Genomic DNA, 26,756 nt, shown 5'->3' on the forward strand with positions numbered 1-26,756 from the left:
TATGATAAATTCAAAAAAGTTCATAACAGATGATTTTTTGTTGCAATCAAATATTGCAAAAACCTTGTATCATGATTATGCCAAGGCTATGCCGATTATTGATTATCATAATCATTTATCCCCGCAACAAATAGCAGAAAATAAACCTGTTAAGAATATTACTAAAGTTTGGTTGGATGGTGATCACTATAAATGGCGTGGGATGCGTGCCAATGGTATTGAGGAACATTATATTACGGGAGATGCTTCTCTATTTAATCGTTTTGAAAAATGGGCCGAAACGGTTCCATACACCCTTCGTAATCCCTTGTTTCATTGGACACAATTGGAACTCAAGCGCTATTTTGATATAGATACTATTTTACAGTCCGAAACGGCTGAAATCATATATAATGAAGCGAACGCTGTTCTGGAAAACAAAACACCTGCACAGCTGCTTGAAATGATGAATGTTGAGGTGGTTTGCACTACGGATGATCCTTCAGACGATTTAAAATACCATCAAGAAATTGCTTCTAAAGGTTTTTTTACAAAGGTATATCCAACCTTCAGACCTGATAATTTATTTTTTATAGGAAAGCCATCCTTTCCAAAATATTTGGAACAGTTAGGCGCATCAGAAAACACAGAAATAAATAGTTACAACCAATTAAAAGACATCCTCGCAAAACGGGTCGAATACTTTCATCAAAACGGTTGCAGGCTTTCTGATTTTGGGGTTGGTGATGCTTTGGTTATGGAAGATTTTACCGAGGATGAGATAAATGTTATTTTCACTAAAGGGTTAGAGGAAAAAGCATTGAGTAAAAAGGACATTAATAAGTTCCGATCTGCTTTATTTCTTTATTTAGGAAAACTTTATCATCAATATAATTGGGTACAACAATATCATTTGGGTCCCATTCGCGATAACAACAGCCGATTGAAAACTGAAGTGGGGTCCGATGTGGGGTGTGATTCCATTGGTGATTTTCCGATGGCAGAATTTATGTCCAAGTTATTCAATACTCTCGATAGTACAAATCAACTGGCAAAAACAATCACCTATAATTTGAATCCCGCCGATAATGAATTATTTGCAACCATGATGGGAAATTTCCAAACAGGAGGTATTCCCGGGAAGATGCAATGGGGTTCCAGTTGGTGGTTCCTTGATCAAAAGGATGGTATTGAGAAGCAGTTAAATACGCTCTCAAATATGGGGCTTTTAAGTCGATTTGTTGGAATGTTAACTGACAGCCGCAGCTTTTTATCCTTTCCAAGGCATGAGTATTTCAGACGTATTTTATGTAATGAATTAGCCGAAGACATCAATAAAGGACTACTTCCTGATGATGTTGACTTTATAGGTCAAATGGTTCAAGATATTTGTTATAATAATGCGAAAAACTATTTTAAATTTAGATAAGAAAGATACCAATAACCATAAACTAAATCTTAAATAAGACAATCATATGAAGGACAAACAAAAAATAGGCAATTATCGCTACCGTATTCTGGCGCTTTTAGCATTTGCAACGACCATAAATTATTTTGACCGAAGCCTTATGGGGGCCATGGCACCTGATTTAATTCGCTATTTTGGCTGGACAAACACTGATTATGCGAATATAAATGTTGCATTTAAAGTGGCCTACGGTGTAGGATTCCTTACCATGGGAAGTATTATTGATAAAATAGGAATTAAAAAAGGATATTCCCTCTCGATAGCCATTTGGAGTATTTCAGGGATGTTACATGCAGTAATTCGACCATTTTTTAGTTTTTGGGGTTTTGTTGGTGCAAGAATAGGTCTGGGATATGGTGAATCAGGAAATTTTCCGGCGGCCATCAAGGCTACGGCCGAGTGGTTTCCTAAAAAAGACCGGGCCTTTGCTACAGGAATCTTTAATGCGGCTACCAGTGTTGGAGCCATAGCGGCTCCCTTCGTAGTTGGAGGTATTGTATATTGGTCTGGCGATAAACTTGTGAATTGGCAAATTCCATTCCTTATAACAGGGGTATTAAGTAGTATTTGGGTTTTCATGTGGTTTAGAACTTACAAAAAACCAGAGCTTCACCCTAAAGTAAGTCCTGAGGAATTGGCCTATATTAATAGTGATTCCGACGTTGAAAATGATGAAAAGCTGGCTTGGAAAGCGATTATTGGTAAAAGACAAGCATGGGCTTTTGCTCTTGCTAAGGTAACAGATGCTGTTTGGTATTTTTATTTATTCTGGGGTGCTAAATTTTTATCCGACGTATTTCAGGTCGATGTTAAAAATATTGGGATTCCGTTTTTTATTATGTACGTTCTGGCTGATGGCGGAAGTATCTTTGGCGGTTGGTTGTCCGGTAGTTTTATGCGACGTGGATGGAGCCTAAATAAGGCACGAAAAATGACCTTATTGATCTGCGCTCTGATCATACTTCCCGTGAGTTATGTGGCTATAACCGAGAGTAAATGGTTGGCCGTGTTTTTAATTGGTATTGCAGCTGCAGGTCACCAGGCCTGGTCTGCAAATATTTTCACTTTGGTATCAGATGTATTTCCTAAAAAAGCAACGGCTTCGGTGGTTGGTCTAGGTGGTGTTACTGGTGTTATTGCCGGTATAATTGCTGATAAAGCGTTGGGTACTGTTCTAGATTCCGCAGAAGGAAATCTCGCGTATTTCTGGGCCTTTTTAATTGCAGGGTCTTTATATCTGGTAATATTGGGATTAGTTCATTTAATGATGCCGAAAATGACACCGTTGGATGAAAATTTAAATCCCGTTAAATCTTAAAACAAACTATAAATCAATAAAACTTATTTATAAAAATTATGAGTAGAGTAGTAACTTTTGGAGAGATCATGCTGAGACTGGCACCGGAAGGTTTTTTAAGGTTTTCGCAGGCGAATAGTTTTGATGTAGTGTATGGTGGCGGTGAATCGAATGTGGCCGTATCCCTAGCTAATTATGGTATTCCAGTGGATTTTATAACACGCTTGCCGAAAAATGATATTGGTGAATGTGCCATGATGGAGATGCGCAAACGTGGTGTAGGTGTTGATAAGATTGTTTGGGGAGGCGACCGTTTAGGGATCTATTTTCTTGAAACTGGTGCGGTGAGCCGCGGTAGTAAAGTAGTTTACGATAGAGCACATTCTGCAATGGCAGAAATAAAACCAGGAATGGTCGATTGGAAAAGCGTTTTTGACGGTGTAGAATGGTTTCATTGGACAGGCATTACCCCAGCGATATCTCAAGGAGCTGCTGATGCTTGTTTGGAGGCTGTAAAAATGGCGAGTGACATGGGTATTACCATTTCAACGGATTTGAATTATAGAGCGAAGCTATGGAAGTATGGTGGTGACAGAGAGGCTATTATGACTGAACTCACCTCATATTGTGATATTATTCTTGGTAATGAAGAGGATGCAGAAATGCATTTTGGAATTAAACCTGAAGGAATCTCGGTACAAACCGAAGGCCACAATGTAAAGGCGGAAGCTTTTTTGTCGGTTTGTCAGCAAATGATGAAAAAGTTTCCAAAAGCCAAGAAAGTTATTACCACCTTAAGAGGATCTATTTCGGCCTCACATAATACCTGGGCTGGTGTCCTGTATGATGGTAAAATCATGTATGAATCACCACAGTATCAAATTACAGATATTGTAGATCGCGTAGGTGGTGGTGACAGTTTTATGGGAGGTTTGATTTATGGATTACTTACCTACCCAAATGATGATCAAAATGCACTAAACTTTGCCGTAGCGGCCTCATGTTTAAAACACACGATTAAGGGTGATGCGAACCTGGTAACTGTATCAGAAGTTGAAAAACTTATGGGAGGCGATGCTTCCGGTAGAGTAGCAAGATAAATGATTAATAGCAAGTTTATAATAGTAATTGTTTGAGTTTAATTACTTTGGTACTTGGACCGTGCTAAACTGGCCGGTCCGCAGTACCAAAAAAGTTAATTATTAAAAAAATGGCACAGTATACACGTTTAGAAGTTGCAACAGTGATGCAAGAAACCGGAATGGTTCCTTTGTTTTTTCATCCGGATATAGAATTAGGTAAAAATATTTTAAAAGCGTGCTATAATGGTGGCGCACGCTTATTAGAATTTACAGCTCGGGGCGATTTTGCTCATGAGGTTTTTGGAGCACTTAATAAATACGCTATTAAAGAATTACCTGGAATGATCATGGGCGTTGGCTCGGTAACTGATGCTGCTCAGGCCAGTATGTATATGGCTTTGGGGGCCAATTTTGTGGTCACCCCAGTACTTCGGGAAGATATCGCAACGGTTTGTAACCGAAGAAAAGTATTATGGTCTTCAGGTTGCGGAAGCCTCACCGAAATTGCCAGAGCCGAAGAATTGGGCTGTGAAATTGTAAAATTATTTCCGGGAGATATCTATGGGCCAAAGTTTGTGAAAGGTATAAAAGGACCACAACCTTGGACGAGCATTATGCCAACAGGTGGAGTTTCGCCAACGGAAGATAATTTAAAAGCTTGGTTTGATGCCGGAGTGACCTGCGTGGGTATGGGATCACAATTGATCTCCAAGGATATTATTTCTAATAAAGCTTATTCCGAATTAGAAGTAAAAGTAAAAGAGGCATTAGACATAATTAAAAAAGTGAGAGGTTAAATTATTATATCACTATAAATTATATTAAATTAAATATTATGAGATTTAAAGTCCTTAATAGTTGGTTTCTACTGATTTTTATGTCTATCTATTCATGTGGGCAGGAAACTAAAAACAAAATAATTGTTGAGAATACCGGAACCTCCAATTATCTGGAAAAAGTCGTTTCATTAAAATGGGATCAGGTACTTCCGCATTTGCAGGACATTACTGTTGAAAATTTTAAAATCATCAACTCAAAAACAAATCAGGAGATTCCATATCAAATAGAAAAGTTAGGAGGGGAAACTCCTGAAAATCTTTTGGTTCAGGTGTCGCTAAAAGCTGGTGAAATGATGGAATTACGGTTTCTGAATGAACCTCACGGACCCTTTAAAATAAGAACCTATGGTCGTTATGTTCCGGAGCGTTATGACGATTTTGCTTGGGAGAATGATAAAATTGGTTTCAGAACTTTCGGTAAAGCTTTAGAAAAAGTACCAAACCAAAATGCTAATGGTTTTGATGTTTGGGTGAAGCGTACCGATACTTTGATTATTGATAAACGTTACGCACGTGGAAAGTATCATCAAGAGCACGGTGATGGACTAGATTATTATAAAGTTGGCTTAACACTTGGGGCCGGGAATTGTGCACCTTATGTGAATGATAGTATTTGGTATTCAAAAAATTATACAGACTGGAAACTTCTCGATAATGGTCCTTTACGAACAACTTTCACGCTGACATATGATTACTGGAATGTTGATGGTATAGAACTTAAAGCTTCAAAAACTATAAGTCTGGATGCAGGGTCACAGTTAAATAAAATTACAGTGAAATACAGTGACCGAAATAAGAGTTCCGGAAACATCGCACTGGCTGTCGGAATTGTGAAACGACCACAGGAAAGTTTTGAATTGATGGATGAAGAGCAGGGGATTTTAGGATACTGGGAACCTACTCACGGAGAAGACGGAACTACGGGCGTGGGTATTATTTTTGCCTCGAAAGCAGATGATATGAAATTAGAGGATGGCCAATTCCTTGCGATTAAAACTATTCCCTTGAATGAACCTTTTGTTTATTTCACTGGTGCTGCCTGGGATAAAGCAGGAAAGATCACCAATCATAACCAATGGTTTAATTATTTAAAGGCCCAACGCGAACACATACAGCACAATAATATTATTGTACGCTATTAGTATATTTAATATAATATGATTTAAAAGAATTTATGGAAACTATCTATGATACACGGTATGCCTCAAATCCTGAGGCCGTTAAACATTACGATACCACGCAGTTGAGAACAGAATTTTTGATTGATAATTTGATGCAGGAAGATAAAATAGTTTTTACCTATTCTCATTACGATCGTTATATTGCGGGTTCTGCTGTTCCTTTGAACTCCTTAACTCTGGAATCTATTGATCCATTGAAATCAGATTATTTTTTGGAACGAAGAGAATTGGGGATCATTAATGTAGGAGGCTCCGGTAGCGTTGTGGTTAATGGCGACGTTTATTCAATGGGTTTCAAAGATGCCTTGTATATCGGGAAAGGCAATAAAGAGGTTGTTTTTATAAGTAATGATCCTAATAATCCGGCGAAGTTTTATTTGAATTCTGCTCCTGCTCACAAAACTTACCCAATAAAAAAGGTTGGTATTACTGAGGCTAACAAAATAGAATTAGGGTCTTTGGAAACAGCCAATCACAGAACCGTAAACCAAATGATTATTGGTGGTATTGTAGAAACCTGCCAATTACAAATGGGTATGACTGAATTGCGAACCGGGAGTGTTTGGAACACGATGCCTGCCCATGTGCACGACAGGCGTATGGAGGTTTATTTTTATTTAGATGTTCCTGAAGATCAGGCGGTGTGTCATTTTATGGGAGAACCTCAGGAAACCCGACATATTTGGATGCAAAATCATCAGGCAGTTATTTCACCACCTTGGTCTATTCACGCGGGTTCGGGAACCAGCAATTATACCTTTATTTGGGGTATGGCCGGAGAAAATCTGGACTATAACGATATGGATAAGGCGAATATCACCGATTTAAGATAAGGTATGGATAAAGCTTCAAAATTATTTAGTTTAAAAGATAAAGTAGCTCTCGTAACGGGTAGTACGCATGGTTTGGGTATGGCCATGGCAAAGGGCTTGGGACATGCCGGAGCCATTATTATTGTGAATGGTAACTCCTCTCAGGAAAGAATCGACACCGCGATCAAAATTTATGAACAAGAGGGGATTAGAGCTTACGGATTTAAATTCGATGTTTCTGATGAAACAGAAGTGGCTAATGCCGTTTCAAAAATTGAAAAAGAAATAGGCCCTATAGATATTCTGGTTAACAATGCAGGTATTATAAAACGCACTCCATTAATCGATATGGACGTGGCAGATTTCAGAAAGGTTGTAGACATCGATTTGGTAAGCCCTTTTATTGTTTCGAAACAGGTTGTGAAATATATGATCGAAAGAAAACGTGGAAAAATTATAAATATTTGTTCTATGATGAGCGAGTTGGGTCGCAATAGTGTTGGTGCTTATGCGGCAGCAAAAGGTGGTTTAAAAATGTTAACCCGGAATATGGCTACCGAATGGGCAAAATACGATATTCAGGTAAATGGTATCGGTCCGGGCTATTTTGCTACTAGTCAAACCGAACCTATCCGTGTTGCCGGTCATCCTTTCAATGAATTTATTTTAAATCGCACCCCTGCTGCAAAATGGGGAGATCCGGATGATTTGGCCGGAGCCGCAATATTTCTGGCATCTAAGGCTAGTGATTTTGTAAATGGGCATATTTTATATGTGGATGGCGGAATCCTGGCAACCATTGGAAAACCTTCTAACGAGGTTTAAGGAGTTTCTATTTAAATACTATTTTAAAAAACGCTCAATTGTTACTTGAGCGTTTTTTAATTATAGCTTTTTATTTACTGTTCACTGTATCTGATTAGGACTTCAATTAATAAGTTTTCTTAATGATCGCTCTCATTTATTTGTATTTTCCCAATCCAGGACCTATCAGCCCTTTATAGGTTCCCAATATACCTTCTGGTACATTACCAGTATTTACAACCTGTATCAAAGCTCTATCTTTCCATAAATAAAATAAGCCAACGGATTGGCCATCGTCGGAAAACCATTCACCATAAATAGGAATACCGTTTTCTTCATAATATACAACTAGTTCATCCGTAGAATCTACAGCTACATATTTTTGAAATTGTGACCAACTGGTTTCCCCTTCTCCCATACTGTAATGGAACGTTATCCATGCATCTGTATCTACAATGGGGTCTTGGTAAACGCCATCACTGGAAATTGATGATTCGTTCCAATGCATTACAAGTTTCATGTCTCCGTAAATCCAAAATGGGTAGTCTAACACTTCAGGATGTTCCTGTGCATATTCGGAGACATTTCCGTCAAATGGTGGTTCCTTTTTATACCATGGAGCATTTTCATTCATTTCGTCTCCAAAATAGGCATTTATTAAATAGCCATTAAATTGGTGTGCATTCCAGTTATAGCCCCATTGGTCAAAGCCTGTTTTTTTATTTTTATTGATGCTTTTAAGTAAGGTCTCTTTTAATGGTGTTAAATTTTCTGTTTCAGAAAACTGTTCTGTTTCACAAGATATCGTCATTAAGAAGACCAGGATTAGTCCAAGGATTAAATGTATTTTTTTCATTTTCTTATACTTAAAATTAATAGCCATTTAAAGTAATAATAGCCATAATCTTAAATAATGATATTGATCAGTCTCGGTAATTTTTGAATTAAAAGATTTCAATTTCTATGAGTAAAGATCAGATATAAAAAAACCTAATGAAACGATCATTAGGTTTTTAAATTTTCAAAGTTTACTATAATTAATTTTCATCTTTTCCTGATTCTAGGCCACCATAATCTTTATCGGTGATGGCTCTTAATTCAGCGAAGGTCATGTTGTTTCCGTAAAAGCTTTTCAAATGGTTTAATTCTTTTTTAAGCTTTTTTACCAGAGGCTTATGCTTTTTAGAACTTATTAAATTATGTAATTCCATGGGATCATTATGGAGATCGTATAACTCCCAAACATCGATATCGTAATAAAAATGAATCAGTTTATAACGATCAGTTCTAATGCCGTAATGGGGTTGTACATGGTGCCATAAAGGATATTCGTAATAATGATAATACATTGATTGACGCCAGTTTTCAGGTGTATTTTCCTCAAGGTTCTGAGCAAAACTTCTGCCCTGAATCTCAGCAGGGATTTTGGCATTAGTTAAATCTAAAATCGTGGGAGCTATATCAATATTTGAAATCACATCATTTACAACCGTTCCTGGCTTAATCAATTTTGGATAGCGAATAACGAAAGGCATTCTTAGGGCTTCTTCATACATAAAACGTTTGTCGAACCAACCATGGTCTCCTAGGAAAAACCCCTGATCGGATGCATAAACTATTATGGTATTGTCCTCAAGGCTATTTTCCTTTAAATAAGCTAAAACACGACCTATATTATCATCCACAGATTTAATTGTAGCTAAATAATCTTTGATAAATCTTTGGTATTTCCATTCTTTTAGGGCTTTTCCTTGTAGATTATCTACAGAGACTAATTGATCTGGTTTGTTTCCAAAATCCAGCCATTTTCCTAATTCTTTTTTTGATAAGGAATCGGGAATCTCTAGTTTTAAATCTCTTCGATTTAAAAAATCCATGGTCATATGGGTGTTACCGGCTGTTTTTTCACGCCCCTCATACTGATCTGTAAATGTTGAAGGTATTGGAAGATCCTCATTTTTCCATAATTCTTTATACTTAGTATCAGGAGCCCATTCCCGATGAGGAGCTTTATATTGGAGTAGGAGACAAAAAGGTTTGTCGTTATCTCTTTGGTTGAGCCAATTCAGAGCAAAATCGGTAGTAATATTGGTGGCGTAACCTTCTTCCTTTACAGGTTTGCCATTTTCAATGTAGGTAGGATCCCAGTATACGCCTTGCTCGCCGTGGTCAATATGATATTTAAAATAATCAAAACCAGTTGGCTCTGATGCTAAATGCCATTTCCCAACCATAGCGGTTTGATATCCGGATTTTTGTAAAGCCTTAGGGTAGGTCCATTGCGTATTATCAAAATATCCCCCTTTATAATTCTTATAATAACCATTATTATGACTATATTTTCCCGTTATAATAGACGCTCTACTGGGCCCACAAATGGCATTTGTACTAAACATGTTATTTAAAATAGCGCCCTCTTCCGCAATTCTATCGATATTGGGAGTAGGTGCGATGTCTTTGAACCGGTCGCTGTATGCAGTGATGGCATCAGTAGCATGATCATCAGATAGAATAAATATGATGTTTGGTTTGCTATTCGCCTGTTTCTTTTCTTGAGCAAATAACAGAACCGACATGAAGAAAAAGACAGAAGTCAAAATGGTTTTCATAAGAATATAATAAATATTACAGATTCTCAAAAGTAGTTTTTTAATACTAACCAAGGGTATATCCTTTGTGCAAAGATGTCAAAAGATTGACCATTATCATTTTGATTTAGTAATACGAAATTACAATTTGAAGAGGCGTGATTCACACTCTCATTCAGTCTAAATATATCAAAAAATATGGTTTCATTAGAAGGTCTGACCATATTTTCAAAGACATTGACCGATTATAAAACCTTAATTTTTTGTTAAGGAATTATCATTGTACAGTTAAATAATATGAACTAATATTTCGTGACATATGAAACTAAAAAAATTTGAAGGCAATCCTATTTTAAAACCAAATCCAGAAAATGACTGGGAGAATTTGGTAGTGTGTAATCCCGGTGTTTATTATGACGATGGTAAATTTTATATGCTATACAGAGCAGCTGGAGATGATGAAGACCATATTATACGTTTTGGTCTGGCGGTAAGTGAAGACGGTTATAATTTTGAACGGGTTTCAGATGAACCCGTATTAGGTCCAAGTCCTCAGGGTCCGGATATGGGTTGTATTGAAGATGCCCGTATAATTAAGTTAGATGATTATTTTTATGTAACCTATGCTTTCAGACCATTTCCACCGGGCCAATATTGGAAATTTGGACATGATGAGGTTTTAACTTCAGATCATGGTGAACATGCCCCACACTTCATAAAAAATAATATGGCTAATTCTGCCTTGGCCATGACAAAGGATTTTAAAGAATGGATCAAATTAGGGCGTATAACGGATTCAAATCTTGACGACAGAGACGTTATACTGTTTCCTGAAAAAATAAATGGTAAATACGCGATGCTACACCGACCAAAGGAATGGATCGGTGAGGATTATGGTGTTACAAAACCAGCCGTTTGGATTCGTTTTAGTGACGATCTATTGGTATGGAACGAACCAAGTACCATGATTATTGGTGGTATACAAGGCGGTTGGGAAGAAAAAGTTGGCGGAAGCACACCTCCTTTAAAAACTGATAAAGGTTGGTTGGTTATTTATCATGGTGTAGAGCAAGGTGGTTTGGGATATTACCGTGTAGGTGCCGTGATGCTTGATCTTGAGGATCCGACCAAAGTATTAGGCCGTACCAAAGATTATATTATGGAGCCTGAATTTGATTATGAAATTGAAGGTTACTATAATGGATGTGTTTTCCCTACAGGAAATATGATTATAGATGATACTTTGTATGTATACTACGGTGGGGCTGATAAATATATTGGATTGGCTACCTGTGATGTTAATGAGTTGATCGAATTCACACTTAATTCATAATCTTAATTTAATTAACCATGGTAAAAGCATTGAATATTATTACTGACGGACCGTCTTGGGTTAATGGGTTATCCTGGGCTGATATTTTTATAATTTTTATCTATTTTATTTTTATTGTCTACCTCGGTGTCAAATACAGTAAAAGTAAGGATGAGAAATCTTATTTTTTAGCGGGGCGAGGCATTACCTGGCCGGTTATTGGATTTTCTTTGTTCGCCGCCAGTATCTCGAGTTCAACATTAATAGGTCAGGCCGGCGATGCTTATAGTACGGGTATAGCCGTATTTAATTATAACCTGATCTCTGTTGTGGTCATGGTGTTTTTTGCCTGGTTTATATTGCCGTTCTATATTAAATCCAAAATATTTACTATTCCTGAGTTTTTAGAAAAACGATTTAATGCAGCTTCGCGTTATTATTTTTCGGCCATTACGATTATAGTAAACATCTTTTTAGATGCCGCAGGTTCGCTTTATGCAGCTGCCATGGTTATGAAATTAGTGTTTCCGGAAGCGTCAATTTTAACGCTTTCAATAATTTTCGCTTTTGTTGTTGCTGCATATACAATTCCTGGTGGTCTATCAGCAGCAATACGGGTAGATCTTATGCAAGGGATCTTCCTTCTAGTAGGATCCATAGTGTTAACTTTTTATGCAACCTATAATGGTGGGGCAGAGTACGTGAAGCAATTGTTATTAGACGGTGACGTGCTTATGAAACTTGTTCGTTCTAACACAGATACTTCTGTGCCCTGGTTAGGGATGGTTCTTGGTATTCCTATTTTAGGTTTATTTTTTTGGGGAAACAACCAACAATTGGTACAACGCGTTCTTACGGCAAAATCTATAGATGAAGGTAGAAAAGGGGTGTTGCTTGTTGGTTTTTTAACCATGTTAACCTTGTTCTTGATTATTATACCTGGCGTTATGGCGATTAAATTGTACCCTGAATTACCTAAACCAGATATGGTATACCCGCATTTGATCATGAATTTATTGCCAAACATTCTCATTGGATTTATGATCGCAGCGATGGTTGCAGCCTTAACTTCCTCGTTGAGTGGTTTATTGAATTCAGTTGCTACCCTCTTTACCATGGATTTTTACACGAAATTTAATCCAAACAGTTCTTCAAAAACTAAAGTAAGAGTTGGTAAAATGGCCTCAATTACGGTATTAATTATAGCCGTAATGTGGGCACCACAAATTGGTAAACAATTTGGAACATTATTAAAATACTATCAAGAAATGTTGTCTATGATGGCCCCGCCTATTGTTGCGGCTTTTATTTTGGGGATCTTCTGGAAAAGAATCAATGCTTCCGGGGCGTTCTCGGGATTAATAGCTGGAATTTTACTTGGAGGTGCTAATATTGTGAGTGTTGTATATCGGGGAGAATCATTATTCGGAGACATGCACTTTTTAATTACGGTGCCATTTTATTTTATTTGGAGTTCCTTGGTAATGGTGGTAGTAAGTTTCGCTACCAAGAAACCACCACTTGAAAAAACAGATCAACTAACGTTTGATATCACAGAATTTAGGGAAGAAACACTGCGCTTAAAGAGTCTTCCAAGAGTGAAAAGCTATCGATTTTGGTCATATCTTTTACTCGGGTTTAGTGTGATAATATTAATTCTATTCTGGTAAAAAATTTGAAGTAATGAAAATATTTAAGATGTATAAAGCTGTATTATTAGGATTTGTGTTTATCGGTTTGTTAAGTTCTTGTAAAGAAAAGGAGGTTGTTAAAAAGCCAAATTTTCTCTTTGTTTTAATTGATGATCAGCCTTATGATGCTTTAGAATCAAGCCAGCGCTATCCTTTTTTAAAAACGCCAAACATGCAACGTTTACAGGATGAAGGTGCAACTTTTCAGAACTACTTTGTAACACAATCCATTTGTTCACCTTCGAGAGCGAGTTTTTTAACAGGGGTATATCCTCACATTCATGGTGTGAATCAAAATAACAGACATGTAGATCCAGATTGGAATACTTACAAACCGTATAATTCTCATTTGCAGCAAGCCGGTTATCAAACGGCACACGTTGGTAAAATTCATATGGCACATTATCATGGCGAAAAACATATTCGCCCTGGTTTTGATTTTTGGTATAGCTTTATTGGTCAGGGTGAATATTTTGATCCTATGGTGAACGATAATGGTAAGGAGTACCAAGAGAAGGGGTATATTACCGATATTTTAACCGAACAAGCTGTAAATTGGCTAGAAAATAAAAGAGATCCAAACAAACCCTTTAGTTTAAATTTATGGCATAAGGCAGTACATGAGGATCACTCTCCGGCACCCAGACACAAGGGAATATATAAAAACGACTCTCTTCCAGTACCACCTTATGATACCCATTTGGATAATTTTGAAGGAAAGCCAGAATGGCAGCGCATTAAAGCCTGGGATTCAAAGTGGAAGGAATATGTGCCTTCAGATACGCTTGAACCAAAACCTTGGCCAATTAAAGGCTATAAATTCAAAAAATTATTGGAATGTTTAAATGCCGTGGATGAGTCTTTAGGGCGCGTTTTAGCCACCCTCGAAGAAATGGGTGAACTTGAAAATACGGTTGTTATTTATTCTAGTGACAATGGTTATTTTATGGGAGAACACGGATACTGGGATAAGCGTATAGCCTACGAGAATTCTATGCGTATTCCTATGATTATCCGCTATCCAAAACTTATAAAACCTGAAACAAAAGTTGATAATCTCGCTTTGAATATTGATTTAGCTCCAACAATTTTGGAACTGGCAGGCATTGAAAAACCAGATTACATGCAAGGTAAATCAATGGTTCCATTATTAGCATCAACTAATGAAGACCATGAGTGGCGACAAGCTTTTATGTTCGAGTACTTTGTAGATGATGCGTATCCGTATGCAGGACCAAATATGTTAGCTGTAAGAACGGATAAATATAAACTGGTGGATGATTTTCTAGCTGATGATATTGATGAACTTTACGATCTGGAGAACGATCCCGGTGAAATGCATAACCTGATTAACGATCCTGAATATGATAGTATCGAGGAAGAACTTCGATTAAAATTGGAAAATCTTAAAGAACAGTACAAATACAACCCGGATAGGGATTGGTGGTTAAGAACTCAGATACCTAAGAAGGCTACTTCTAATAATTCTGATCACTAGTTTAAAGATTTATTATTTCGAAAGCAAAGTTTTTAATACTTTAGGTGTATGGATAGGGTGATAAAAATAACTGGTTATCTGGTTTCTTTCTTCTTGATTATCTATGCCGAAGCTGGAGCACAGCAAATTAAACAACTCAACACCAATGATGGTTTAGTGAGTGGTGCTATCAGCGCTTTTGCTAAAGATAGTTTGGGCTATATTTGGATTGGTACAGATCAGGGTGTCAGTAAATATTCTGGTAACAACTTCAAAAACTACAATCTAGAGTTATACCAGGAATCTTCCGGAGAGGGGATTGCAGACATTATCAATTTAGAAAATGAGTTATATCTAATCGGTACCAATGGGTCTCTTTTTAAATACCGATATGCTTTCGATAAAATTAAGCGTTTAAATGCTTTAAACGATAAACGCTTTTTTTCAGTAACTGCAATAGATACAAATCACCTTTTAATTGGACTTTCTGCCGGCTTTGTGATATATAATATCAAAGAGAATTATTTTTCCAAAACCCTTCAGCCGGAAGTCATTAATAACCGGGCCTTATATTTAAAAAACAACAAAATATATTCAGCAACATCGCGAGGCGTTTTTGTTTTTAATTACGAGAAAACATCTGAAAAACTTTCTTATGAGAAAACATTTCTGGAAGGAGAGGATGTCATCGATATCTCCTTCGATCATAGAAATAGGTTATGGGCTGGAACCGAAGTTGATGGATTATTTGTTATTGAGGAGCAGAACATTCAACACATTCCGATCAGTCAAATTTCAGAGAAAACCTATGCCATTCGGAAAATTGAATTCGATAAAAACAATAATGCGCTTATAGCCATTGATCGATTGGGTTTGTTCATTTTGGATGAAGAGTTCAAAGTAATCAACCAATACACCCACGATCCGGATAATAAAAATTCCATTACGCAAAACAGTATTTATGATATTTATGTTGATGAAGCGAATGCTTATTGGTTGGGGGCTCGTGAAGGTGGTTTAAATATTATTGAGAAAAAAAATGCTGTATTTCATAATATATTTCATATTCAAAACGAACCAAATAGTATTCAAAATAATTATGTGCGTTCTATTTTTGAATCTAAAGAAGGGGATATTTGGTTTGGAACTGAAAATGGTGTAAGTCGCTTTGCGAATGGAAATACATGGTATAATTTTAATAGTGATACCAAATTATTTAATACGGCTGTATTAACTGTAAATGCTTATGAAGATGACATTCTTTTAGGAACCTATGGGGAAGGACTTTTAAAGATATCAAAAAACACAGGTTCCGTATCTGAATTCAAATTAAATCAAAAACTACCACTAAAACTCATTTTTAAAATTAGTGTATTTGATAAGGATTTGTGGGTTGGAGGTAACGACGGGCCGCTTTCACATTTTTATGAAAAAAATCTGGTAAGTACTTATAAGGTAGGCTTGCCACGAACGATCATTCAGGGCTATGATAAAATTAATTATGTAGGATCTATTAACGGATTTTTTGAAGTCAATGTTCGGAATGGAAGCTTACGTATGATCGAAGCTAATACATTTAACTCCTTTAATGAAATCTATAGTTTAAATTTAGATCAACGTAACAATTGTATTTGGATCGGGAGTAAAAAAGGCCTCTACAAATATAATTTAAGTTCCGAAACATTGGAGGTTTTAAGCCGTGAGAATAATTGGGAATTAGGGACGGTATATTCCATCCAAAGGGATAACATGCAAAATTTGTTTCTAGCATCTAACACCGGTCTATGGAAATATGCTATCAAAAATCAAATTTTTAGAAAATATGGCGAGCCTGATGGTCTGAAGGTAAACGAATTCGGAATTGGTGCAACGGCTAAATTGCGAGATGGACGCATAGCCTTTGGAGGCCCAAAAGGAGCTATAATTTTTAATCCTGTGGATTTGGCTGAAGATACTCCAATATCTGATATTTTTCTGACTGATTTTCAAATCAATGGAAGAAAACCAGATAGTCTTACTTTGTCTAAAGACATTAATTATATCAATGAATTAGATTTAAAGTACGATCAAAACACGCTTTCCTTTAATTTCGAGACCATTAAATTTCACGGATCGAACCGGAATATTTTTAGATGGAAATTAGAGGGGTATGATGAAGATTATCGTATGAATTCCGGGAACCAAAAGGTTATTTATTCGAATTTAGATTGGGGAACTTACCAATTGAAGGTTCAAGGATTTAATGCTGACGGCGTTAAAGGGGATAATGATTATGTCCTGAGCATTAAAGTTAACAAACCTTTCTGGAGATCGAATTGGGCTATATTTTTCTATCTGCTTGGTGGTGCTCTCGTTGTTTATATGATTTACAGGATTACCAAGGCTAATATTAGGAAGAAGTTGGACGATAATCGTATCAAGTTTTTTATTGATGTGGCTCATGATATTAGAACACCGGTGTCCTTAATTCAGATCTTGGTAAAACAATTATCAAGTCAGGAAAATACTGAAAAATCGATAGAACTTATTCAAAGAAATACGCAAAACCTCAATGAATATGTGACCCAACTTTTAGATTTTCAAAAAATAGATAGAAACCAGCTTAAGCTTTCGGTTTCAAAGGTTGATCTTAAAGAATGTTTGGGGAGAATTATTGATGACTTCACTCCAATACTTCAAGAGAAATCCATTGATGTGGATCTTCAGGTGAATCAGGTTTATGCGTGGTTCGACCGTGCGAAAATGAACCGAATTTTTTACAACCTATTTTCAAATGCGGTAAAATATAGTAATGAGGGTGGTGAAATTATAATTCGGGCAAAACTTGATAAAGAAACTTTGAAAATCGATTTTGAGGATAATGGTATTGGTATTCCTGAAAAACAGCAAGAATTAATATTCAAGCGCTTTACGCGAGGTACCAATGTATCCAATAAAGGGATTCCCGGCACAGGGATAGGTTTAATGCTTTCTAAAAAAATAGTTGAATTACACGGCGGTAAAATCCTATTGGAAAGTAAAGAAAATGTTGGATCTAAATTTACGATTGTATTGCCTTATGGAACAGGTCATTTTAATAATAATGAATTTATTGCCGAAGAGGATCATCAAGAAAAAACCTCAAATGTTGATGACTTGATTCATGAAAACAAACAAATTCTTTTAGTTGAAGATAATGAAGAGCTTCGAAAGGCCATAAAAAGCGAACTAGACAAAAATTACACGGTCATGGAGGCCGAAAATGGTAAAGAAGGCCTGTTAATCGCGCTATCAAAAAGCCCTGACCTAGTGATTACCGATGTTATGATGCCTAAAATGAATGGCAAAGAACTGTGTAATTTATTGAAGTCGAATTTTAAAACCAGTCATATTCCTGTAATTATGCTAACAGCTTTAGCTGATGTAGACGACCGATTAAGCGGACTTGAAACCGGGGCTGACGCTTATGTTGAAAAACCATTTAATGTTGAAATATTAAAAGTAACCATTAATAATCTAATTAAATCTCGCGAAAATATTAAACGATTACTTGGTGATAATAATACTAAAAAAGAGAAGTCGCTTACCCCCGATGAAGTATTTTTATCTGAGGTAATCGAAACCATCAAAGCCAATATAACAGAAAACGATTTTTCCATAGAGAAACTCTGTGACCTTGTAGGCTTAAGTCGTTCGAATCTATTCCGAAAATTAAAAGGCCTCATCCAAATGGCTCCTTCCGATCTTATTATTAAAATTAAATTAAATGAGGCGGAAGAACTCATGAAGGCGAAAAAATACTCAAGGATATCTGATATCGCTTATGCTTCAGGTTTTCATGATCCAAAATACTTCAGTACACTGTTTAAAAAACACTACGGTAAGACGCCAAAAGAATTTATGGCTGAACAGTAAGTATAATGAGTGTTCTTTAACTGTATTATTAGTTCAAGGCTATTCCTGATTACATTTTAAACGTTTTTGATTTGCATCTAAACCCTTTTTGAGAGGGTTTTTTGGAATTTGCAGTAACGTAATTTTTTTGATTTAACACATGACAAAATCTTTTACACTCAAAAACCTTTTAAAACTGACGGCTGTTATCCTCGTTTTTTTCGCGTTGAACAGCATGAAGATATTTAAATCCAATCCTCAGGTTAACGATTGGGATTCCTTGGTTAATTCTTATAACTATGCCATTGGTACTCAAACCGTGGGTTCCAAGTATAAGTTTTCTGAAAAAACCATGTTGGTTGAAACGGCTATCGAAATTAAAAATATGGGATCTAACCTATTGAAGTTTTCCATGCATCCTAGGTATTGTACCGAAAATTATGGTTTGCCAAAAAATGACAATATCACGTCCCTAACAAAATTGGCTTCCCTGGAACCTTCTGTTAAAGAAGTTCTAGATATGGATTTTAAATTCTATCATATTTGGACCTATGGTTTTTCTCAGTACACGCCTGAACCCCTTGGTGAAAAAGACGATACGGCACAAATCAAATTCATAGATGGATTTCCAAAAGAATATCAGGAAGCGCTCTACAAGGAAATATTTGAATTCACATCATATTTATTGAAAACATACAATGATACAGGTAAAGTATTTTACCTGGGCAACTGGGAAGGTGATTGGCATTTGCGGTCGGATTATGACCGGGATAAACCCGTAAACATGAAAACCCTGGCGGGCATGACGCAATGGGCAAAAACCAGACAACAAGCTATAGATGACGCTAAAAAAGCAACCGCGCATAAAAATGTCCAGGTATATCATTATATCGAAGTTAATCTGGTACGAAAAGCCATTAATAATCCCGATGCTAAGGTTGTTGCGAATAGTATTGTTAATGAAGTGAATCCTGATTATGTATCGTACTCATCGTATGATGCCACAAATCCTTATAAAACGGAAAACACCCTAAAAAAGAATTTGCAACATTCTTTGAGCTTCTTGGAATCGCAATTGAAGCCGAAGGCCGGCTTACCAGAAGGAAAGCGGGTTTGGATTGGTGAGTATGGAAATCCCAGTGCTATTTACAATGATGAAGAACAAAATAAACGTTCTATCTGGACGATAAAGGCGGCTTTGGAATGGGGAACACCTTTTATTCTGTATTGGGAAATGTATAATAACGAAATTAAGTCGGATACCGGAGAGCAAGTTGGTTATTGGTTGATTGACGATAAAGGTAAAAAGCAGCCCATCTGGTATACACATCATGAATTTTATAAAGAGTCAAAGAGTTTTGTGCGGAATTATGCGGAGAAAAATAATAAACTCCCAAGCTTCGATACCTTCAGAAAGAAAGCTTTAAAATTCAAAAGTTTAAATCCTTAACAGCGTAACATGAAAAACATTATTAGCATCATATTAGTCTTATTGGTCTTCGGCTTTACTTCAGCTCAGGAAGTAAGTTATGATACCATTACTCCATTGGAGGATTATAATTTTGTATTGGGTACCCAAGGCATTGGAGGTAAGTATAAATTTAGTAATGAATCTGCTCTTCTAGAGCAAGCGAAGCATATTCGAGGCATGGGGTCGAATATTTTAAAGATCTCGCTGGGAAAAAATGCTTTAAAGGGTTATGGATTAAGAAATGCAAAAACCAATACAACCCTGGATCTGTTTAAATCGTCTCCTGATTTTAAACAGGCTTTCGACATGGATTTTAAATACATTTTTGCTTGGGTTCATACCTGCACCGGAGTTAACTGGAAAAAAGGGATCACGGTACAACAAGAAAAACTATTGTACAATGAAATGTATGAATTGGCCTCTTATCTTCTAAAATCTTATAACAATTCAGGTAAAACCTTTTTAATAGGTAATTGGGAAGGCGATTGGTTGTTGCATAATGGAAATGGACGTGAAAGTACGCCTGGACCTGAAATTATTAGAAACATGACCAAATGGTTTCAGATAAGACAAAAGGCTATCGATGCCGCTAAATTAAAAACGCCACATAATAACGTTTCTTTATTCCACTACATTGAACTTAATCTCGTATTAAAAGGTATGGAAGGTGAAAAATGTATCGCCGAAAGTGTGCTTCCAAACGTACCTGTAGATCTAGTGTCGTACTCCAGTTATGAAGCGATAAAGAACCGAAGTTATGATGAGGTTTACGATACCTTGGACTCGGTTTTTAAGTATCTGGAAAAGCAACTACAACCTAAAGAAGGGCTTCCATTTTCTCGCCGGGTATTTATTGGCGAATATGGCTATCATGCGAATATTGAAAAACCAGAGACCTTTAAAAAACAACGAAAACTGACAAAGGATATCATGGAGATCTCTTTGAAATTGAATTTACCTTTTGCCTTGCATTGGCAAATGTATAACAACGAATATGACAAGAATGGGGGTTCCAAGGAAATGTCTCTTATAAATGAACAAGGAGAAAAAAGGCCGTTATATTACTTTCATAAGCAATATTATCAGCACATGAATAATTATTTGAAGACTTATAAATCGGAGCATGGCAACTACCCCGATCAAACTGAGTTTAATACGAAGGCCCTATCTGTTTTAAAAAGTATATAACCACTATGAAAAAGGGAAATTACATCATTATTACAATGTTATTGTTGCTGAGTACTGGTTTTACAGCATTACAGGCACAATTACCCTTGTTGAGTAATCAGAATATTGATTTTTCAACGGCAATTCAAACGGTGTCAAGTGGTAATTGGAGTAATCCTTCCATTTGGAGTGGTGGTGTTGTTCCGGATGCTAATACGGATGTAATTATAAGTGATGGTCACACCATTTATGTCGATGTTGAAGGTAGTGTTTCCGGGGAAATTGTTGATTTATGCCGTAACCTACAAGTGAATTCGACAGCTGTCCTGCAAATTGGTCATGATACACCGAGTTTCGCTAAAGACCTGAGAATTAACGGGAGTATTTTGTGTCATGGAACTTTTTCTTCTGGAAGAAATCAACCTGGCGCAAGTGGTGATGGCTCAATTTTTGCCTACAACAGTCGCATTTTTATGAACGTGACTCAAAACAATACTTTTATTTCAGGTTCTGGATTTTTCAACGCTAAAGCTTTGAGTATATCAAGCGATTTTAGTGATTACGATCTAACTATTGATTTGTACACTATGGTTTTAGATGAAAATTTCGCGATCAAATCCAATAATAATGTGAACGTAACCATTTCCAAATATGCTTATGTCGATGTTAAAGGTATATTGGGTTTAACAGGAAGTGACTATCAGTTTAGTGCTCCAACGGCAAAATCTAATTTAACTATAGAGGGAATTGTTGTGGCAGGAGATGTGAGTCTCTTTACGAAGAATCAGACGGTTGGGGAAACCACCTACCTTACCATTACGAACCAGGGAAGTTTGTATTCATTTAAGGTTAATAAAGCATTTTTGGACCGTAAGGCTGAAGCTGCCGGATTTAACTTCACGATAGAAGCGGGTGGCTTATGGCGATTGGGAGAAGGTGTTAATTTTGAAAATTTGACTACAAATAACCCGAATTTCGTGTTAACCAATAATGGTGAAATACGAAAACATTATTCGGAAACCATGCCAACTAAGGCAGCAATTACCAGCAATATAGATCAATACGATCCTAACTTAGGTGTGGATGTGAGTGAGATTAAGGATGTTTTTGGGTCTTCACACATTGCCGGTTGGTACAATTTTACAACGCGACCCTTTCTCTTGGAAGGCTTGGATTATTACAAGACCTTTGGGTCTACAGTGCTTAAAACGGTAGTTTCAGCCATTAATGGTAAAATGTATGAGGCCTATCCATTTAATCATACCTGGCCAACCTTCCAGACCATAAAAGAGGTGGCTCAGCATGAATATATTGATTCATTGTTCAAGCGTACCCATATAAAAACACATGCCTTTTGGACCACTACAAAAAATAAAGGCGATTACAAAAATGGACCAGATTTCGATCATGCCAGTTACCTCAATGAGGAACAACAATTCTATGACCTGACCAAGCACCTATTGGACACCTATGGCGATATGGGTAAAACCTTCGTATATCAAAACTGGGAAGGCGATTGGATGCTTCGTGGTCAACAAGGTTTGCTTTGGGAAAATGACCCCTCACTGATTCCCGACGATGTTGACTGGCAAATTGAAGGGATGGCACGTATGTTTCGCGCCAGACAGCGAGGAACGGAGCGGGCGCGTAATGAGTATACAACGACGACTTCTAAAGTATTCCATGCCATCGAGTTCAATAAATTATGGATGACTAGTGGTGGAAATCGCATTACCATGATGGATAATGGCACTCCTTGTGTGATTGCCGATGTGATTCCTAAAACAAGACTAGACCTGTCGTCCTATTCGGCCTATGACAGCAGCTATACCAACACGGACAATCCAGAAGGTCATTCGATGTGGAAAGGCCTTGAAATTGCCCGTTATTTCACTACGGAAACGAAAGCGATGGGAACAACGTTTCCGGTTCAAATCGGAGAATTCGGAATTAACGAAAACCCACCTTACAACGGATCCAATGACGAAACGACGATACGTGATCGCTACGGCCGTTATATTGGTGTGGCTCTCGGGTTAAACATTCCAAATTTTTATTTGTGGAATTTATATTGCACCGATCAGCAAGGCCCAAATGGCTTTACCTGGCAAAAAGGGGAAGAATATGACGAAACATTCTTATACGAAAACATGAATGGCAAATGGCTTATTGAACCTGATGGTACCTGGGGTATCGCAGCCTCATATTTAATGGAGCAATGGGCGAATACGCTTTCGAATGATAACTTTCAAAATGAAATTAATAAAATAGGATTATACCCTAACCCTGCGTCGGAAACCATTCGCTTAAGCATGTTACAGCCCAATGCCTTGGTTACAATATTTGATATGAATGGAAGAGCGATAGGAAGAATGGTTTATAACAAAAATCAAGAAATAGATGTTTCAAATTTTAAAAGTGGAACATATATCGTTAGAATACAAACTGAAAACAACTACATAGAAAACAAAAAACTAATTATCAACTAAATACGAAACTAATGAAGAATATACTCTTATTTCTATTATTATGGCCACTCACTTTTTTGGGTCAGGAAATTACGGTAAAGGGTACAGTAATGGACGAAGAATTGAAACAACCTCTACCCGGTGTTTCAGTAGTCCTGCAAGGCACTAATAATGGAGCAGTAACTGATTTTGATGGAAAGTTTGAAATAGAAGCCAAAAAAGGCGATCAGTTAGTATTTTCATACATTGGTATGAAAACCCAAGTGGTTATAATACAGAACGCGATCATGGAAGTTTACCTTCAAGCCGATGTAGCTCAATTAGATGAGGTTGTGGTAAGTGTCGGGTACTTTGATGTAAATAAAAAGGATTTATCAGGTTCGATAACTCAAGTAAAATCTGAAACCTTAGAAAAACAAAGGGCACAATCCGTTGAAAAACTATTACAAGGTCAAGTCGCTGGTGTTACTGTTACAGAAAACGGAGAACCCGGTGGAGGTATAGCCGTTTCTATCAGAGGTACCAATTCATTCTTGGGAGGTACACAGCCTTTATATATAGTAGATGGCTTGCCTGTAGACCCTCTTCAGGATGCTCAAGGAAATGGAGGAGCCGGATCAGCTCAAAATTCCTTAAGTTTTTTAAATCCTAACGATATTGACAAAATTGAAGTATTAAAAGATGCTGCGGCTACGGCGGTGTATGGTGCTAGAGGAGCTAACGGTGTTATATTGATAACTACAAAGACAGGAGGACAAGAGCAAGGAAAAGACAATATAGATGTTACTGTCGATACATTTATAACCAATGTCACCAATAAAATAGATGTTTTGGATGGCCCAACTTTTGAAGATTACATGAACAGAAGGTCCATCAATCAACTTTACTTAAACATCTCTAACCCTAACTACGGTGGCCCGGGCGGCCCATTTGATGGTAGCCAAGCTTTAACCTCTGTGAATTATCCGGAGCTAGATGCTTTTTCTATACCTTACTTAACCAGTTCGGGGGTAAATACAGATTGGCAAGAGGAAGTATTTCGTCAGGCCATATCAAAATCGTATAATATCTCTTATCGAGGGGGTACACCCCAAAGTAATTTGTTGGTAAGTTTAGGTTTATTAGATAACGAAGGTGTCATTATTAATACCAGCAACAGACGCGTAACATTAAATGTAAATGGAAGAAAAAAAGCGTTTAATGATAAAATAGATATTTTCTCTAAAACAAATATTGCTTACAATAAAGGTAATGCTGCATCAATTGGAAATGGCGATTTACTTTTAAATAGAAGTGTGACCTCACAAACGCTTCAATTCCAACCTATTTTCGGATTATTAGAACCCGGACAAGATGATGATGTTTATGCAGGATTAAATGAAGGTAATATTATTTCAAATCCCTATACATTAGCTAATGATGTAACCGATTTAAAAGAAAGCTATAACTTTCTTCAAAATGTAAGTATCACCAGTAAAATAACTCCAAATTTAACCGCTATCGTTAGAGGCGCCTTCAATCTTCAAATGAGTAATAGAGATATTTATTACCCAACCAATACAACGCGAGGTAGAAGGAATAATGGAGAGGCTTCTCAAGCCAACCGTCAATACAGAAAATTATATGGTGAATTTAATTTAAGATACAGAAATCGTTTTGGACAACACCGCATAGATGCTGTTGCTGTTGGAACCATTGAAGATGTTGAAATAAGAACCAGCTTTAACCGAGCTTTTGGATTTGGAAACGATGTATTACAATATTATAACTTAGGAGCAGCGACTGATATTTTACCACCGGTAACGAATTATCCATCGTTTAAATTAGCTTCAGGTATTGTAAGAGTTGGATATAACTATAAAAGAAAATATTTTTTAGATGTTAATGCCAGAGTGGATGCCTCATCAAAATTAGCAGATGGAAATAAAGCCAACTTTTTTCCGTCGATGGCCTTAGCTTGGGCAGCATCAGAAGAACGTTTCCTAAAAAAATCGAATGCCATTTCTAACCTTAAATTTAGATTATCTTATGGTCGTGTTGGTAACGACGCGATACCTCCTTTTCAATCTTTATCCTTAGGAGAAGCTATTAGGTATAATTTTAATGGCCAAATTTCTACAGGTGTTATTGAAACCAATCTACCAAACCCAAATTTAAAATGGGAGCTTACAGACCAGTTTAACTTTGGTATGGATTTAGGTCTTAATGAAGATAAAATAAATCTTACGGTAGATACTTATTATAAATTGACTAGCGATTTATTGCAAAATGTAATTTTACCTGCCTCTAATGGTTTTGTCCGAATACTCGATAATTTTGGAGAAGTAGAAAATTATGGATTAGAAATTGCACTTAACACCAATATTATTAACACCTCAGATTTTCAATGGAATTTTGGCGGTAACTTTACTTTGAATAGAAATAACCTTAAAAGTTTAAACTCAAATTTAGATTTTCAACTAGGACCTAATGTTGGTTTCGCACAAGAAAACCCCATTTTATTTCAAGTGGGTAGTCCTTTAGGTATTTTTTGGGGCGCACAAACCGATGGAATATATGAATCTTGGGAAGAAGCTAATGCCAGTGGTATAGTTGGTGCGGCACCAGGTGAAATTAAATATGTAAATAAGGATACTAATACAGTAGATGGCAACGGCAATCAAGTGATCAACTTTGATGATTATGTTCAAATAGGAGATCCTAATCCAGATTTTAATGTCGCTATTACTAATAATCTTAACTATAAAAATTGGGATTTAAGTATACTTGTTACGGGACAAAAAGGGGGTGATCTTTTTTGGGTAGATTCTTGGCCAATTACCGGTAACTCAAACTCAAGAAATGGTTTAACATCTGCTTTTGCCGATTCTTGGCAGGCTCCACTTGGTGTAGATTCAGGTGGACAGGTATTTTATGATCCTTCACTGGCAAGAACCTCAGGCGTTGGATATCCAGCAGCATTGATTGATTCTAATGGACCAAGAGTAATTTCATCAGATAGAAATGTGTATGATGGTTCTTTTATCAGGTTAAAGAACATCAACCTAGGGTATACCATTAATTTTAAAAGAACAGGAAGTTTGAGACTTTATGCGACAGCCCAAAACCTAATTACGATTACCGATTATCCCGGTTTTGATCCTGAGGTTTCAACCTTTAACAAAGATCCTCAACGTAGAGGTGTAGATTTTGGTGGATATCCAGGTGTACAAACCTATTCTGTTGGCTTAAATTTCACTTATTAAAA

General features: G+C 36.7%; 17 protein-coding genes. 15 read left to right on the plus strand and 2 right to left on the minus strand.

The window, feature by feature from the left end:
- Position 1 precedes the first annotated feature (1 nt).
- The 7 genes from uxaC (at position 2) to V8G61_RS04935 (ending at position 7,483) form a co-directional block, all read left to right on the plus strand.
- Positions 2–1,408: a glucuronate isomerase gene (uxaC, locus tag V8G61_RS04905; protein ID WP_394874341.1), complete on the plus strand. Its 1,407-nt coding sequence runs from the start codon at positions 2–4 to the stop codon at positions 1,406–1,408.
- Positions 1,409–1,454: 46 nt separating this feature from the next.
- A complete protein-coding gene (locus V8G61_RS04910; protein ID WP_394874342.1) occupies positions 1,455–2,765 on the plus strand; it encodes an MFS transporter in 1,311 nt (436 codons plus the stop codon).
- A gap of 38 nt (positions 2,766–2,803) precedes the next feature.
- Complete coding sequence (locus V8G61_RS04915) at positions 2,804–3,844, plus strand: PfkB family carbohydrate kinase (RefSeq protein ID WP_394874343.1); 1,041 nt, start codon at positions 2,804–2,806, stop codon at positions 3,842–3,844.
- A gap of 110 nt (positions 3,845–3,954) precedes the next feature.
- Positions 3,955–4,623, plus strand: coding sequence for a bifunctional 4-hydroxy-2-oxoglutarate aldolase/2-dehydro-3-deoxy-phosphogluconate aldolase (locus V8G61_RS04920; RefSeq protein ID WP_394874344.1), 669 nt, complete (start codon positions 3,955–3,957; stop codon positions 4,621–4,623).
- 38 nt (positions 4,624–4,661) lie between these two features.
- Positions 4,662–5,807, plus strand: coding sequence for a DUF4861 family protein (locus V8G61_RS04925; protein ID WP_394874345.1), 1,146 nt, complete (start codon positions 4,662–4,664; stop codon positions 5,805–5,807).
- Positions 5,808–5,839: 32 nt separating this feature from the next.
- Positions 5,840–6,679, plus strand: coding sequence for a 5-dehydro-4-deoxy-D-glucuronate isomerase (gene kduI, locus V8G61_RS04930; RefSeq protein ID WP_394874346.1), 840 nt, complete (start codon positions 5,840–5,842; stop codon positions 6,677–6,679).
- A gap of 3 nt (positions 6,680–6,682) precedes the next feature.
- On the plus strand, positions 6,683–7,483 hold the full coding sequence (locus tag V8G61_RS04935) for a gluconate 5-dehydrogenase (RefSeq protein ID WP_394874347.1): 801 nt from the start codon (positions 6,683–6,685) through the stop codon (positions 7,481–7,483).
- A gap of 136 nt (positions 7,484–7,619) precedes the next feature.
- Here the strand turns inward: V8G61_RS04935 and V8G61_RS04940 are convergent, their stop codons facing one another.
- Positions 7,620–8,318: a hypothetical protein gene (locus V8G61_RS04940; protein WP_394874348.1), complete on the minus strand. Its 699-nt coding sequence runs from the start codon at positions 8,316–8,318 to the stop codon at positions 7,620–7,622.
- Positions 8,319–8,499: 181 nt separating this feature from the next.
- Complete coding sequence (locus tag V8G61_RS04945) at positions 8,500–10,071, minus strand: sulfatase (RefSeq protein WP_394874349.1); 1,572 nt, start codon at positions 10,069–10,071, stop codon at positions 8,500–8,502.
- A gap of 298 nt (positions 10,072–10,369) precedes the next feature.
- Between V8G61_RS04945 and V8G61_RS04950 the strand changes: the two genes are divergently transcribed.
- The 8 genes from V8G61_RS04950 (at position 10,370) to V8G61_RS04985 (ending at position 26,754) form a co-directional block, all read left to right on the plus strand.
- Positions 10,370–11,383: a glycosidase gene (locus V8G61_RS04950; RefSeq protein ID WP_394874350.1), complete on the plus strand. Its 1,014-nt coding sequence runs from the start codon at positions 10,370–10,372 to the stop codon at positions 11,381–11,383.
- Positions 11,384–11,400: 17 nt separating this feature from the next.
- On the plus strand, positions 11,401–13,032 hold the full coding sequence (locus tag V8G61_RS04955) for a sodium:solute symporter (protein WP_394874351.1): 1,632 nt from the start codon (positions 11,401–11,403) through the stop codon (positions 13,030–13,032).
- Between the two features lie 13 nt (positions 13,033–13,045).
- Positions 13,046–14,551 (plus strand): sulfatase, encoded by a 1,506-nt coding sequence (locus tag V8G61_RS04960; protein ID WP_394874352.1) that lies wholly within the window; start codon positions 13,046–13,048, stop codon positions 14,549–14,551.
- A gap of 48 nt (positions 14,552–14,599) precedes the next feature.
- Entirely contained in the window at positions 14,600–18,424 is a 3,825-nt protein-coding gene (locus tag V8G61_RS04965) for an ATP-binding protein (protein WP_394874353.1), read from the plus strand.
- Between the two features lie 214 nt (positions 18,425–18,638).
- Positions 18,639–19,853, plus strand: coding sequence for a hypothetical protein (locus V8G61_RS04970; RefSeq protein WP_394874354.1), 1,215 nt, complete (start codon positions 18,639–18,641; stop codon positions 19,851–19,853).
- A 9-nt stretch (positions 19,854–19,862) separates the two neighbouring features.
- On the plus strand, positions 19,863–21,062 hold the full coding sequence (locus tag V8G61_RS04975; RefSeq protein ID WP_394874355.1) for a hypothetical protein: 1,200 nt from the start codon (positions 19,863–19,865) through the stop codon (positions 21,060–21,062).
- A gap of 5 nt (positions 21,063–21,067) precedes the next feature.
- Entirely contained in the window at positions 21,068–23,530 is a 2,463-nt protein-coding gene (locus V8G61_RS04980) for a T9SS type A sorting domain-containing protein (RefSeq protein WP_394874356.1), read from the plus strand.
- Positions 23,531–23,541: 11 nt separating this feature from the next.
- Positions 23,542–26,754, plus strand: coding sequence for a SusC/RagA family TonB-linked outer membrane protein (locus V8G61_RS04985; protein ID WP_394874357.1), 3,213 nt, complete (start codon positions 23,542–23,544; stop codon positions 26,752–26,754).
- Positions 26,755–26,756: the final 2 nt, after the last annotated feature.

Origin of the sequence: Gaetbulibacter sp. M240, assembly GCF_043876815.1 — a bacterium.
Lineage (GTDB): Bacteria > Bacteroidota > Bacteroidia > Flavobacteriales > Flavobacteriaceae > Gaetbulibacter_A.

Bases quoted from the DNA above. Each gene is read 5' to 3' on its own strand.
- V8G61_RS04960 (WP_394874352.1), top strand. From the start codon at position 13,046: ATGAAAATATTTAAGATGTATAAAGCTGTATTATTAGGATTTGTGTTT.
- V8G61_RS04915 (WP_394874343.1), top strand. From the start codon at position 2,804: ATGAGTAGAGTAGTAACTTTTGGAGAGATCATGCTGAGACTGGCACCG.
- V8G61_RS04980 (WP_394874356.1), top strand. From the start codon at position 21,068: ATGAAAAAGGGAAATTACATCATTATTACAATGTTATTGTTGCTGAGT.
- V8G61_RS04925 (WP_394874345.1), top strand. From the start codon at position 4,662: ATGAGATTTAAAGTCCTTAATAGTTGGTTTCTACTGATTTTTATGTCT.
- V8G61_RS04940 (WP_394874348.1), bottom strand. From the start codon at position 8,318: ATGAAAAAAATACATTTAATCCTTGGACTAATCCTGGTCTTCTTAATG.
- V8G61_RS04955 (WP_394874351.1), top strand. From the start codon at position 11,401: ATGGTAAAAGCATTGAATATTATTACTGACGGACCGTCTTGGGTTAAT.
- uxaC (WP_394874341.1), top strand. From the start codon at position 2: ATGATAAATTCAAAAAAGTTCATAACAGATGATTTTTTGTTGCAATCA.
- V8G61_RS04970 (WP_394874354.1), top strand. From the start codon at position 18,639: ATGAAGATATTTAAATCCAATCCTCAGGTTAACGATTGGGATTCCTTG.
- V8G61_RS04920 (WP_394874344.1), top strand. From the start codon at position 3,955: ATGGCACAGTATACACGTTTAGAAGTTGCAACAGTGATGCAAGAAACC.
- V8G61_RS04965 (WP_394874353.1), top strand. From the start codon at position 14,600: ATGGATAGGGTGATAAAAATAACTGGTTATCTGGTTTCTTTCTTCTTG.
- V8G61_RS04945 (WP_394874349.1), bottom strand. From the start codon at position 10,071: ATGAAAACCATTTTGACTTCTGTCTTTTTCTTCATGTCGGTTCTGTTA.
- V8G61_RS04985 (WP_394874357.1), top strand. From the start codon at position 23,542: ATGAAGAATATACTCTTATTTCTATTATTATGGCCACTCACTTTTTTG.
- V8G61_RS04910 (WP_394874342.1), top strand. From the start codon at position 1,455: ATGAAGGACAAACAAAAAATAGGCAATTATCGCTACCGTATTCTGGCG.
- kduI (WP_394874346.1), top strand. From the start codon at position 5,840: ATGGAAACTATCTATGATACACGGTATGCCTCAAATCCTGAGGCCGTT.
- V8G61_RS04975 (WP_394874355.1), top strand. From the start codon at position 19,863: ATGAAAAACATTATTAGCATCATATTAGTCTTATTGGTCTTCGGCTTT.
- V8G61_RS04950 (WP_394874350.1), top strand. From the start codon at position 10,370: ATGAAACTAAAAAAATTTGAAGGCAATCCTATTTTAAAACCAAATCCA.
- V8G61_RS04935 (WP_394874347.1), top strand. From the start codon at position 6,683: ATGGATAAAGCTTCAAAATTATTTAGTTTAAAAGATAAAGTAGCTCTC.